The organism is Desulfurivibrio nitratireducens (genome assembly GCF_044068515.1).
GTDB lineage: Bacteria > Desulfobacterota > Desulfobulbia > Desulfobulbales > Desulfurivibrionaceae > Desulfurivibrio.
On sequence record NZ_JBIPKI010000059.1, the window covers coordinates 1 to 11,907 of the forward strand.

The 11,907-nt window shown below is 64.3% G+C and carries 11 protein-coding genes; 5 read left to right on the top strand and 6 right to left on the bottom strand.

Going from position 1 to position 11,907, the window contains the following annotated elements; all coding sequences use genetic code 11:
* A partial coding sequence (locus ACHHTY_RS11025) for an NADH-quinone oxidoreductase subunit I (RefSeq protein ID WP_395494200.1) occupies positions 1-540 on the top strand: 540 nt, incomplete at its 5' end.
* A 146-nt stretch (positions 541-686) separates the two neighbouring features.
* On the opposite strand, the gene ACHHTY_RS11030 is transcribed toward ACHHTY_RS11025, so the two are convergent.
* From ACHHTY_RS11030 to pstS, 6 genes are all read right to left on the bottom strand, one after another.
* Positions 687-1,451 (bottom strand): ATP-grasp domain-containing protein, encoded by a 765-nt coding sequence (locus ACHHTY_RS11030; RefSeq protein ID WP_395494201.1) that lies wholly within the window; start codon positions 1,449-1,451, stop codon positions 687-689.
* A gap of 17 nt (positions 1,452-1,468) precedes the next feature.
* Positions 1,469-1,741, bottom strand: coding sequence for a hypothetical protein (locus ACHHTY_RS11035; RefSeq protein ID WP_395494202.1), 273 nt, complete (start codon positions 1,739-1,741; stop codon positions 1,469-1,471).
* Positions 1,742-2,456: 715 nt separating this feature from the next.
* Positions 2,457-3,254, bottom strand: coding sequence for a phosphate ABC transporter ATP-binding protein PstB (pstB, locus tag ACHHTY_RS11040; RefSeq protein ID WP_395494204.1), 798 nt, complete (start codon positions 3,252-3,254; stop codon positions 2,457-2,459).
* 80 nt (positions 3,255-3,334) lie between these two features.
* A complete protein-coding gene (gene pstA / locus ACHHTY_RS11045; RefSeq protein ID WP_395494206.1) occupies positions 3,335-4,240 on the bottom strand; it encodes a phosphate ABC transporter permease PstA in 906 nt (301 codons plus the stop codon).
* On the bottom strand, positions 4,237-5,226 hold the full coding sequence (gene pstC / locus ACHHTY_RS11050) for a phosphate ABC transporter permease subunit PstC (protein ID WP_395494207.1): 990 nt from the start codon (positions 5,224-5,226) through the stop codon (positions 4,237-4,239). The genes pstA and pstC overlap by 4 nt, the downstream gene beginning before the upstream one ends.
* Before the next feature lie 247 nt (positions 5,227-5,473).
* The gene (gene pstS / locus ACHHTY_RS11055; protein ID WP_395494208.1) at positions 5,474-6,613 is read right to left on the bottom strand and encodes a phosphate ABC transporter substrate-binding protein PstS; all 1,140 of its coding nucleotides are present in this window, start codon (positions 6,611-6,613) and stop codon (positions 5,474-5,476) included.
* Positions 6,614-6,887: 274 nt separating this feature from the next.
* Between pstS and ACHHTY_RS11060 the strand changes: the two genes are divergently transcribed.
* The 4 genes from ACHHTY_RS11060 to ACHHTY_RS11075 all read left to right on the top strand — a co-directional run.
* A complete protein-coding gene (locus tag ACHHTY_RS11060; RefSeq protein WP_395494209.1) occupies positions 6,888-8,768 on the top strand; it encodes an ATP-binding protein in 1,881 nt (626 codons plus the stop codon).
* An 85-nt stretch (positions 8,769-8,853) separates the two neighbouring features.
* Positions 8,854-9,534, top strand: a complete 681-nt coding sequence (phoU, locus tag ACHHTY_RS11065; RefSeq protein ID WP_395494210.1) for a phosphate signaling complex protein PhoU — start codon at positions 8,854-8,856, stop codon at positions 9,532-9,534.
* Between the two features lie 48 nt (positions 9,535-9,582).
* Positions 9,583-10,314, top strand: coding sequence for a response regulator transcription factor (locus tag ACHHTY_RS11070; RefSeq protein WP_395494211.1), 732 nt, complete (start codon positions 9,583-9,585; stop codon positions 10,312-10,314).
* A gap of 143 nt (positions 10,315-10,457) precedes the next feature.
* Positions 10,458-11,907 (top strand): ATP-binding cassette domain-containing protein (locus ACHHTY_RS11075; protein ID WP_395494212.1); only part of this gene is annotated, 1,450 nt, incomplete at its 3' end.

An 11,907-nucleotide genomic window follows, 5' to 3' on the forward strand; every position in this document is an offset into this window, starting at 1 on the left:
CAACCCGGGGGCGACTCTTCCCCAGGCCCGCCTGCGGTGCCCGCCGGCCCTCCCGATCGGCGTGATTTTTTCCGGGCCTTTCGGGAGATTTCCTTCCATGCCGCCGTTGAAACCTGGGGCACTTTGCGCGAGGAACCGGGCCCCAAGGAAGAGCAATGGGCTTCGACCAAGCATGTGCCCAGCCGGGTCAGCCTGCTGCGGCAAGTCTTGGAGCGGCTCCCGGCTGCCCGGCGCTCGCTGTTGGCGCCGCTGCTGCCGGAGCTGACCGTCAGTCCGGCCTGCACCTTCTGCGAGGCCTGCGTCGGCCTGTGTCCCAGCGGGGCCCTGGAGAGCGAGGTGGACGAGGAAAGCTCCCGGCTCTTTTTCCACTGGGCCCGCTGCAGCGCCTGCGGGCTATGCCGGGAGTTCTGCCCGAGCAAGGCGATCAGCATCAGCAGCGGTTGCCGGTCCGCCGAGCCCGGGGAGGAGCGGCGCGAAGTTTTCCGGCTCGCTCCGGACGAGGCCGCTGCCGACCCCGGTTCCCCCCGCCGTCACGAATAGTCCCTTTCTTGCGAGCATTGCGCGAGCGGCTCACACCTGATCCCCCCGACCCCATCGCCATGGGCGCTGCGCAAAACAGCGGCAACGGCGCCACGGATCCAACCAGGCCCGGCCGATTAATGGCCAAATTCAGCGGCGGTCAGGATTCAGGGGGAAGGGGAAGTGGCTGAACGGTGCAGTTCTTCGAGGCGCCGGCGGTATTCGGGGGCGCTGATCCGGGCCCCGCGCAGGCCGCCGCGGAGGTTGATCTCGCCGAGATAAAAGGTGTCGTCGGGCAGCAGGAAGAGATCGAGATGAGCGTAGGGAAAGCGGCCCCGGGCCATGACCCGGCGGCAGAAGTCCTCCTGGGCGGTGCTCAGGGGCCGGGCTTCGCTGGCCCCGCCGCAATGGAGGTTGTGGCGAAAGCCCGCCGGGTTGTGGCGCAGGTAGGCTTCCAGATAGTCGCCGAGGATGATCACCCGCAGATCGCGCCCGCCCGGCACGAAAGGCTGGAGGACAAAGGGCGGGACCAGATTGCCCAGGGTGGCCTGGTTGAGGACCTCCTCCACCCCGTTCCAGAGCAGCACCCCCATCCCGGCGTTGGCCCGGTCCAGCTTGGTGACCACCTGGCCGATCCCGGCGGCGTGATAGCCGGTAACCGCCCGGTGGAGGGCGTGGAGATCATGGATGGCCAGGGTGTGGGGGAGCATGAAGGGGCCCAGCAGGGCGGCCTGCATGGCCTTGGAGCGGGCCAGGGCCTGGGCCAGGCCGGCGGGAAAAAGCCGGACGCCGCGGGCCTCCAGGTCCAGGAGCAGGTACTCCTCGCCGGGGGCCAGGCGGATCCGGGTCAGAACCTGGTCGCCGGCCTTGAGCTGATGGTAGTCGCGGCGCAGGGTGTCGTTGTCGCGGATCAGCCGGGGCGGAGAGTTCAAGGGGCTTGCTCCCGGGGCTAGAAAAGCATTTCCAGAAAGCGGGCATGAAAGCGGGACAGGTCGGCGTTGCATTCACCGCAGTAAAGCTTGATCTCGCCCATGATCTGGGATTCATCGCTTTCCTGGGTAAAGCTGCCGTCGCGGTTCTGGTGATAATGGGTGGTCAGAATCACATCGTCGGCCACCTCGACGAAGTCGGTATCATTGCCGCAGTGGGGGCACTTGATCAGGGTCATGCTCTGGCGGAGCTGGCGGCGCTTGTCCTGTTCGGGTTTGGGGGTTACTTCCATGAGGCTCCCTGAGATAAGCATTGGGCTGGTGGAGAAGGTCAACAAGCCGGTTGTCCCCGGCCGGCCGCGAGCACTGCTCCGGACCGGAGCGGTAGAAACCGGACTAAAAAAACCTTAGCTCACTTTTGCCGATTTAGCAAAAGATTAAACTAGGCGAAACGATAAAGGCGGAACCATCGGCACTGCCGCCGGTTCCGCTCTAAGCGCGGTTTTTACCCCCGGCGGCAAAAGTGCTAAACCACGAAATATATCCCACCAACCCCCAGTAGTCAACAATATACAACTGCAAGAAGCCCGCCACTCCTTGCCGAGCCACCAAACAACCCACAAAAAACCACCAAGAATAAGGCGAGGGAATAAAGAAGAAAACAACGAACTGCCGCCAGGCAGGAGTAAATATACCCCTGGCAACACGTAAAACGGGCAGCAGTGCCGCAGATTTTCGCAAGCAGGCCCGGCGATAATAGCAGCGCTATCAACCCCCTCCGCCATCCCTTGCCGAGCCACCAACCAACCCAAAAAAAACCACCGATAACAATTCGAGGGAAGCAGAATAAAACGAACTGCCGCCAGGCAGGAGTAAATATACCCCCTGGCAACACGGAAAACGGGCAGCAGTGCCGCAGATTTTCGCAAGCAGACCCGGCGATAATAGCAGCGCTATATCGCCGGGTCTGATCGCGGAAAGATGCGGTGCTGCTGCCCGTTTTCCAGGTTAGCCGAAGCGGCCGGTGATATACTCCTCCGTCCGCCGCCGGTCGGGATTGGTGAACATATTGGCGGTGGGATTGAACTCAATCAGGTCGCCGACGTAGAAGAAGGCGGTGTAATCGGAAATCCGCGAAGCCTGCTGCATGTTGTGGGTGACGATGACGATGGTGACGTGGTCCTTCAGCTCGCTCATCAGCTCTTCGATCCGGATGGTGGACTGGGGGTCCAGGGAACTGGTGGGCTCGTCCATCAGCAGCACCTCGGGTTCAACCGCCAGGGCCCGGGCGATGGAAAGACGCTGCTGCTGGCCGCCGGAGAGGCTGCCGCCGGGGGTTCGCAGCCGGTCCTTGACCTCTTCCCAGAGCGCCGCCTGACGCAGGGCCTTTTCGGCCACCTCGTCCAGCACCGCCCGGTTGCGGATCCCCACCAGTTTCAGGCCCGCCACCACGTTGTCGAAAATCGACATGGTGGGAAAGGGGGTGGGCTTCTGGAAGACCATGCCGATCCGGCGCCGGATGGTGACCGGATCGACCTTGGGGGCGTAGATATCGGCGCCGTCCAGCAAGGCCTGGCCGCTGACCCGGGCTCCCCGGGTCAGGTCATGCATCCGGTTCAGGGCCCGGAGAAAGGTGGTCTTGCCGCAACCGGAAGGGCCGATCAGGGCGGTGATTTTCTTGTTGTAAACGGGGATGCTGACATTCTTGACCCCGGCCGCGGTCCCGTAATGGACGCTGAGATCACGGGTTTCCAGGCGGATCTCGCCTCGCTCATCGGTCAATTTTGCCGCTTCGTCGCTCTTCATCAATAATGGCTCCAGGCTATGGTCAATCGAGGCGCTTGATAGTCAGCCCACCCCGTTGGTTTAAAAACGCGCTGCGGGCTTCATCTTTTGCGGATCGCCACCCGGGCGGCGATGAAAGTTGAAATTACCAGGGCCATCAGCACGATGCCGGCCGCCCAGCCCATTTCATGCCACTGCTTGTAAGGGCTGATGGCCAGGCTGTAGAGCCGTTGGGGCAGAGTGTCCACCGGGCCCAGCAGCCAGCCGGTCCAGCGGCTGGGCAGGTAGTTGTTGCCGAAGGAAGTGAAGAGCAGCGGGGCCGCTTCCCCGACCGCCCGGGCAAAGGCGATCAGGATGCCGGTGACCAGGCCCACCCGGGCCGCCGGCACGATGGTGGCGGTGATCACCCGCCAGCGCGGCAGCCCCAGGGCCAGGCCGGCTTCGCGGATCGACCAGGGGATGATCATCAGGGCGCTCTCGGTGGCCCGGGCGATGATCGGCAGCATCACGAAGGTCAGGGCGATGGCCCCGGCCAGGCCGGAAAAGGTGCCCATGGGCTTGACGATCAGGGCAAAGGCCAGCATCCCCTTGAGAATGGCCGGCATGCCGTTCAGGGTGTCGTTGAGCAGGCGCAGGAGCGGATTCAGGGGATGATCGGGGTATTCGGCCAGCATGACGCCGGCCCCGATGCCCAGCGGCACGGCGATCAGCAGGGCCAAGGTGTCCACCACCAGGGTGCCGATGATGGTATGGACCAGGCCGGTGGGTTGGCCCATCTGGGCCCGGGTCGGCGAGCCCAGCTCCTGGGTGAAGAAGTCCCAGTTCAAGCCTCCGATGCCCTGAATGACCACGTAGCTGATCACGATCAGCAGCGGCACCAATACCAGGACGGTGGCCCCGGTCAGCAGGCCCAGCATCAGGCGATCCCGCCAGTAGCGGCGGTTGAGACTCAGGGGGGGAGCCTGGCAGGGCGAAACCCCGTTTTTACCGCGACCGTTGGCCTTCATACCGTGCGCCCTCCCGAAACCATCATCTTGCGCTGAATATAGGCGGCGATCAGGTTGACGATCAGCGAGATCAGGAAAAGATAGAAGCCGATGGCCATCAGGCTGGCCAAGTGGAGGTTTTCCACCGCCTCGCGGAACTCGTTGATGATAACCGAGGGCATGGTCGCCGCCGGGCCGAAGAGGTTGAAGGGCAGGGTGTTCTTGTTGCCGATCAGCATCGCCACCGCCATGGTTTCACCGATGGCCCGGCCGAAGGAGAGGATGGCCCCGGCAATGATCCCGCTCCGGGCGTAGGGAAGCACCGCCATCCGGATTACCTCCCAGCGGGTGGCTCCCAGGGCCCAGGCCGCCTCCCGCTGTTCCTTGGGCACCAGGCGGATGGCGTCCCGGCTTAAAGCGGCGGTGAAGGGGATGATCATCAGGGCCAGGACGATCACCGCCGTGGTCATGCCGTAGCCCATGGGGCTGCCGAGAATCGGCAGCAGATCGGGCTGGTTTTCCGCCGCCCACATGTAAAGCGGCAGGTAGAATCTATCCCGCATCCAAGGGGCGAAGACGAAAATTCCCCAGATTCCCACCACCACGCTGGGCACGGCGGCGATCAGGTCCACCATGCCGTCGATCAGATGGGACAGCCAGCGGGGGGCGTATTCGGCCGAGAAAATCGCCACGGCCAGGGCGGGGAAGAAGGAAAGGGCCAGGGCGGCGACACTGGTGACGATGGTGCCGATCAGAAAGGGCAGGGTACCGAACTCCAGGCGCAGGGCCGGATCCCAGGTGGTGCCGGTGAGAAAGCCCAGGAAGCCGAAGGTGGTGATGGCCTCCGAGCCCTCCCGGAAAAGGACCACCGCCAGGGAAAGGGCCAGTCCCATCACGATCAAGCCGAAGCCCAGCACCAGGACGGCAAAAATCCGATCCCCCAGCCAGCGGTAGATGAGCGGCGGCGTCCGGCGGATCAGGGCGAGGGTTTCAGGACGGGTCGGCAAGGCTGGCTTCCTCGTTACGGTTCAATGGTCGGTGATAGATCGGCGGGCAAACCAGCCGGGGCGCGGCGGCGCCGGAGTCCGGAACCCGCCTTCGTCTGCGCGCTTAAGAAAATACGCCGCCAATATTTGGCTTTGGTTAGGGTTTCTTTAGGATTGATTTAAGAGCCGCCAAAGCCGGCCCGTCCCCTGGTGAAAGGGACGGACCGACTTTGGCGGGGGGCGGTTGGTGAAGGGGCAAAGGGCTTACTTAGCGACCAGCCGTCAGCTCGGCGAGAATTTTGGCGCCCAGCTCTTCCTGCTCCCACTTGATCTGGCGGATCATGGCGAAGTTGCGCTCCACCGCCGCTTGGGGCAGGCGGGCAAAACCCAGGGATTCGGAAAGCTCCTGGCCCTTGGTCACCGACCAGATCAGAAAGCGCAGCAGTTCCTCGGCCTGGGCCCGGTTGGCGACAGCCCGGTTTTTTTCCAGGTTCTGATAGACCAGCATCCAGGCGAAGCCGGCGGCCGGGTAGCCGTCCGGGGCCGGGGTATTGGTGAAAAGTACCCGGGTGTCGGTGGGCAGTTCGATGTCGGCGGCGGCGGTGGTGGCGGCGAAGCTTGGCTCGATGATATTGCCGGCGGCGTTGATTACATAGGCGTAGCTGATATTATTGAGCATCGCGTAAGTCAGCGAGTTGTAGCCCAGGGCTCCGGGGGTATTCATCACCACCCCGGCCACGCCTTCGTTGCCGTTGCCGCCGACCCCGGTGGGCCAGTTGACGCTGGTGGCATAGCCCACCCGGTTGGCCCATTCCTTGGAAACCCGGCTCAGGTAGCTGGTCCAGACATTGGTGGTGCCGGAACCGTCGGAGCGATGGACGATGGTCACCGGCAGGCCAGGCAGGCGCACGCCGGGGTTGAGCTGGGCGATGCGGGGGTCGTTCCAGCGGGTGATCTTGCCCAGGAAGAGATCCACCAGCAATTCGCCGTCCATTACCAGGCCCTTGTTGATGCCCGGCAGGTTGTAGGTGGGCACCACGTCGGCCAGGGTGATGGGCAGGTTGAAGGCTTTGCCGCCGGTCCGGGCTTCGATGTCGGTCATGACCTCGTCGGAGAGGAAGGCTTCGGTCATGCCGAACATCACCGTTTGTTCGACGAACTGGCGGATCCCTCCGCCGGAGCCGATGGACTGGTAGTTGACCGTGACCCGGCCCTGGGTTTCGGTCCGATACTGATCGGCCATGGCGGTGATCAGGGGGGCCGGAAAGCTGGCGCCGGCCCCGATGATGTCGGTTTTCTGGGCCAGGGCCGAGCCGGAGCCGAGGCTCAGGCAGAGCAGGGCCGCGGCCGCCAAAGCGCCCAGGCGGACCCGCAGGCCGCTTTTTTTAGCTGTGGACTGATTTTTCATGGGGCATCTCCTCTTGCTTGAAGGTGTTGGTTGGCCGGCGGGGCTAATTCCCGGCCGGTTATTGGCCGGCAGACTTGCGGTGAAAATAGGCCGCCAATGTTCAGCTTTGATTAGGGTTTGCTTTTGATTTGATAAAGGAGTTGACCGGGCGAAAATTTACTGGTCTGCTGACTGGGAATCAGTACTGGACGAGCCTGGCGGCCGTCCCGGGTCGCGGGTCGTTCAGGGTTGCCCGGGGCGGCTTGTGGCCGACAAGTTGGCGCGGAGATATTTTATGGTTTACGGAAATCGACCGCTGCTCTGGCAGCTTTATCCCGCTCTGCTGCTGGTAGCCCTGACCGCCCTGCTGGCGGTTTCCTGGCTGGCCGGGACTTCCGTGCGCAATTTCCATGTCGAACAGGTCGAATCCGACCTGGCCGCCCGGGCCCAGCTGCTGCAGAGCAAAATCATCGACCTGCTTGCTCCGGGCCCCGATGATCCGGCCCCCGCCGCTGCTTTACCTTACTCTCATTCGCCCGCTCAGCTCGCCGTGCTTCAGGCTTACAGCCGGCAGGCCGGGACCGCTTCGGCCACCCGCCTGACCGTGATTGCCCCTGACGGCCTGGTCCTGGCCGATTCGGAACAGACCCCCGCCGAGATGGAAAATCACGCCTACCGGCCGGAGATCATCGCCGCCTTGGCCGGCCGCACCGGCCGGGATGTCCGCTTCAGCAGCTCGGTCTATTACGACACCATGTACGTGGCCATCCCCCTGGAACAAGACGGGCAGGTGATCGGGGTGCTGCGCACCGCCATCCCGCTGACCGCCGTTGATGAGGCTTTGGCTGCCATCTACCGCCGAATCGCGCTCAGCGGCCTGGTGATCGCTCTGCTGGTCGCGGTGACGGCCTGGTTCATCGCCCGCCGGCTCAGCCGCCCCCTGGAAGAGATGAAGGCGGGGGCCGAGCGCTTTGCCGCCGGTGAATTTGCCGGCCGGATCGCCGAAAGCGGGGCCGAGGAAACGGCGGCCCTGGCCCGGGCCATGAATCTGATGGCCGCTCAGCTCGATCAGCGTCTGCGGACCATCGACCGGCAGCGCAACCAGTTGCAGACGGTTTTCTGCAGCATGGTGGATGGCGTGATCACGGTGGATGGCGCCGAGCGGGTGGTGGAGATCAACCAGGCCGCCGCCGACTTGCTGGCGGTGGAGCCGGACCGGATCAAGGATAAAAACATCCGGGTGGCGATCCGCAACAGCGCCCTCCAGGATCTGATCCGCCAGGTTTTGCAGCGCGGCGAACCGGTGGAGGGCGAACTGACCCTGCTCGACGGCAAGGGCGGCGAGCATTTTTGCCAGGCTCACGGGGCCCGGCTGGCGGAACTCAATGAGCAGGGCCCCGGAGCGGTGCTGGTGATCACCGACGTCACCAGGCTGCGCCGCCTGGAAAATCTGCGCCGGGATTTTGTCGCCAATGTTTCCCACGAACTGAAAACGCCGATTACCTCCATCGAGGGCTTCGCCGAAACCCTGCTGGACGGGGCCCTGGCCGAACCGGAAGAAGCCCGCCGTTTCGCCGGCATCATCCTCCAGCAGTCCCGCCGGCTCCATGCCATCGTCGAGGATCTGCTGACCCTCTCCCGGATCGAACAGGAAGGCCGCCGCCAGAGCGTGCCCCTCCAGGAACTGCCCCTGCTGGAAACCCTCCAGGCCGCGGTTCAGGCCTGCTCCCGGCGGGCGGCGGACCGCGGCATGGCCCTGGAACTGCGGGGTCCGGCTAAGCTGCGGGCCTGGATCAACCCGGCCCTGCTGGAGCAGGCCCTGATCAACCTGGTGGACAACGCCGTCAAATACGCCCCCGTCGGCACTCCGGTCATTATCGCAGCCGAGGAAACGGCCACGGAAATCCTGATCCGGGTCAGCGACCGGGGGCCGGGGATTCCCGCCGCCGCCCTGCCCCGGATCTTCGAGCGCTTCTACCGGGTGGACAAGGCCCGCAGTGCCCGTCTGGGCGGCACCGGTCTGGGCCTGGCCATCGTCAAGCACATCGTGCAGGTCCACCACGGCCAGGTCAGCGTGGCCAGCACGGTGGGCCAGGGCAGCACCTTCACCATTCATCTGCCTAAATCCGCCGCCGGACCGTTACCTTCTCCTAATCAAAACCTAACCGAAGGCTAATAATCGGGAGCTAAATTTCAGGCTTGAAAGTCAAGGACCAAGATGCCTCCTTGTACCTTATCCCTTGAACCTGAACAGGTATCCCATGAGCCGCCTTATCCAGCCGGAAATCGAAAAAATCAAGAATCAGACCGGGGAGCTGGGCACCCTGATCGAAGAAAACCTCCAGCGGGCCATCAAGGCTCTGCTGGCCAACGACCCCGTCCTGGCCCGGGAAGTTATCAGTTTCGACCGGGAGGAGATCGACCGCCGGGAGATCGCCCTCGAGGAGGAGTGCCTGCGGATCATGGCCCTTTACCACCCGGTGGCCGGCGATCTCCGTTTCCTGGTAACGGTACTGAAAGTCAACGGCGACCTGGAACGGATCGGCGACCTGGCCGCCAAGATCGCCGACAAGGTGCTGCTGATCTCCCAAATCGACACCGAGGTTTACGATACCGCCGGGATGATGCTGCCGGCCCGCTTCCAGGCCATGCAGGAAAAAACCGTGACCATGCTGCGCCAGACCCTGGAGGCCTTCCACCACGAGGATACCGATCTGGCCTACAAGGTCTGTCTGACCGACGACGAGGTTGATCGCGACAAAAGGGCGATCCGGGCAGAGCTGGAAGAGACCATCGCCCAGAACCCGGCCCAGCATATCTATCTGGCCAAGCTCATCGGGGTGGCCCGTTCGCTGGAGAGGATCGCCGACCATTGCACCAATATCTGCGAGGATGTAATCTATATGGCGCAGGGCAAAATCGTCCGGCACCGACTGATCTAACGAGCCGGCCGCGGCGGGTAGGCCGCGGCGGCACAAAACGGGGTTGAGATGACGGCACAGAGCGGCGGGGCGGGCGCCAAGCCCACCATCCTCTTGGTCGAGGATGACGAAAATATCCAGCAGCTGGTGGGCTACAATCTGGCCAAGGCCGGCTTTCAGGTACTCCATGCCGACAACGGCGAGCAGGCCCTGGCTCTGGTGCGGCGGGAAAACCCCGACCTGGTGGTGCTGGACATCATGCTGCCGGGCCTGGACGGCTACGAGGTCTGCAAGATCCTGCGCCGCGAGCCCCGCCACCGCCGCCTGCCGATCATCATGCTCACCGCCCGTTCCACCGAAGACGACGTCAGTGCCGGCCTCGACCTGGGCGCCGACGACTACATCACCAAGCCCTTCAGCCCCAAAATCCTGATCTCCCGGATCAAGTCCGCCCTCAGGCGGGCGGCGGACCGGGACGGGGCCGGGCCGGCGGGGGAAGGCGGCGGGGTGGTGCGGGTCCACGAACTCACCATCGATCCCCGCCGCTACGAGGTCCTGGTCGGGGGCGAGCCGGTGGCCCTGACCCTCTCCGAATTCGGCATTCTGGAACTGCTGGCCCGGCGCCCCGGCTGGGTCTTCAGCCGCCAGCAGATCATCGACGCGGTCCGGGGCTACGATTACGCCATTACCCCCCGGGCGGTGGATGTCCAGGTTTTCGGCCTGCGCAAAAAGCTGGGTGAAGCCGGCAACTGGATCGAAACCGTCCGGGGCATCGGTTATCGCCTTAAATCTCCCGCCTGAAATTGGGGGCCGGACCCGCTTGTCCCGGCCTCCCGCCTGGTTTATATTGCCCCTTTCCCGGCAAAGTTTTTGACAACGTCTGCCCCAACGGGTAGTTACCAGGGTTTCGTTTTGTTATTCGCTGCCTTGGGAGAAATACCGCGATGGCTCTTGTCACCCTGCAACAGATAAGTCTGGCCTTTGGCGGTCGCCCCCTGCTGGACCAGGTCAATCTGCAGATCGAAGCGGGCGAGCGGCTATGCCTGCTGGGCCGCAACGGCGAAGGCAAGTCCACCCTGCTGCGCCTGATCAACGGCGAAGTGGAGCCCGACGGGGGCGAAATCATCCGCCGCAAGGGGCTGCGCTACGCCATGCTGGAGCAGGAAGTGGCTCCCGGCCTGGCCGGCACCGTTTACCAGGTGGCGGCGGGCGGCGGCGCGGTCGACCATCTCCACCTGCAAAAGGTACTCAGCCGGCTGGACCTGCCGACCGAGCAGGACTTCGCCGCTCTTTCCGGCGGGCTCAAGCGGCGGGTTCTGCTGGCCCGGGCCCTGGCCAACGACCCGGAACTGCTGCTGCTGGACGAGCCCACCAACCATCTCGACATCGCCGCCATTACCGGGCTGGAGGAAATGCTGCTGGCCTTCCGCGGGGCCCTGCTCTTCGTCACCCATGACCGCCAACTGGTCCGCCGCCTGGCTACCCGGATCATCGAACTGGACCGGGGCCGGCTCACCAGTTGGCCGGGCGATTACGACCTCTACCTGCGGCGCCGGGATGAAATGCTGGCCGCCGAAAGCGGCGAGCAGGCCAGGTTCGACCGCAAGCTGGCCGAGGAGGAGACCTGGATTCGCCAGGGGATCAAGGCCCGCCGGACCCGCAACCAGGGCCGGGTCGAGGCCCTGAGCAAAATGCGGCGGGAACGGGCGGCGCGGCGGGAGCAGAGCGGCCGGGTAAAAATGCAGATCCAGGCTGGGGTGCCTTCCGGTCGGCTGGTGGCCGAAGCCAAGGACGTTGCCTTTGCCTATGACGGCCAGCCGGTGATCCGCGGCCTCAATACCACCATCATGCGCGGCGACCGGGTGGGGATCATCGGCCCCAACGGGGTCGGCAAGAGCACCCTGCTGGCCCTGCTGCTGGGCCGGCTGCAGCCCTCCACCGGCACCATCCGCCCGGGCACCAACCTGGAGGTCTGCTATTTCGATCAGCTCCGGGAGCAGCTCGACCCGGCCCGCAGCGTGGCCGAAAACCTGGCCGAGGGCCGGGATACAGTGATCATCAACGGCCAGTCCCGCCATGTGCTGGGCTATCTCAAGGATTTTCTCTTCGCCCCGGAGCGGGCCCGTTCCCCGGTGGCGATTCTCTCCGGCGGGGAAAAGAACCGCTTGTTGCTGGCCCGGCTCTTCACCCGGCCCTGCAACGTCCTGGTCATGGACGAGCCGACCAACGATCTCGACGTGGAAACCCTGGAGCTGCTGGAAGAACTGCTGCTGGATTTTTCCGGCACCCTGCTGCTGGTCAGCCATGACCGGGCCTTTCTCAACAACGTGGTCACCAGCACCCTGGTCTTCGAGGGGGCGGGGCGGGTGGTGGAATATGCCGGCGGCTACGATG

Excerpts from the sequence above, each read along its gene's own strand:
- ACHHTY_RS11035 (WP_395494202.1), bottom strand. The coding sequence starts at position 1,741 with ATGGAAGTAACCCCCAAACCCGAACAGGACAAGCGCCGCCAGCTCCGC.
- ACHHTY_RS11070 (WP_395494211.1), top strand. The coding sequence starts at position 9,583 with ATGACGGCACAGAGCGGCGGGGCGGGCGCCAAGCCCACCATCCTCTTG.
- pstA (WP_395494206.1), bottom strand. The coding sequence starts at position 4,240 with ATGAAGGCCAACGGTCGCGGTAAAAACGGGGTTTCGCCCTGCCAGGCT.
- ACHHTY_RS11060 (WP_395494209.1), top strand. The coding sequence starts at position 6,888 with ATGGTTTACGGAAATCGACCGCTGCTCTGGCAGCTTTATCCCGCTCTG.
- pstS (WP_395494208.1), bottom strand. The coding sequence starts at position 6,613 with ATGAAAAATCAGTCCACAGCTAAAAAAAGCGGCCTGCGGGTCCGCCTG.
- pstB (WP_395494204.1), bottom strand. The coding sequence starts at position 3,254 with ATGAAGAGCGACGAAGCGGCAAAATTGACCGATGAGCGAGGCGAGATC.
- phoU (WP_395494210.1), top strand. The coding sequence starts at position 8,854 with ATGAGCCGCCTTATCCAGCCGGAAATCGAAAAAATCAAGAATCAGACC.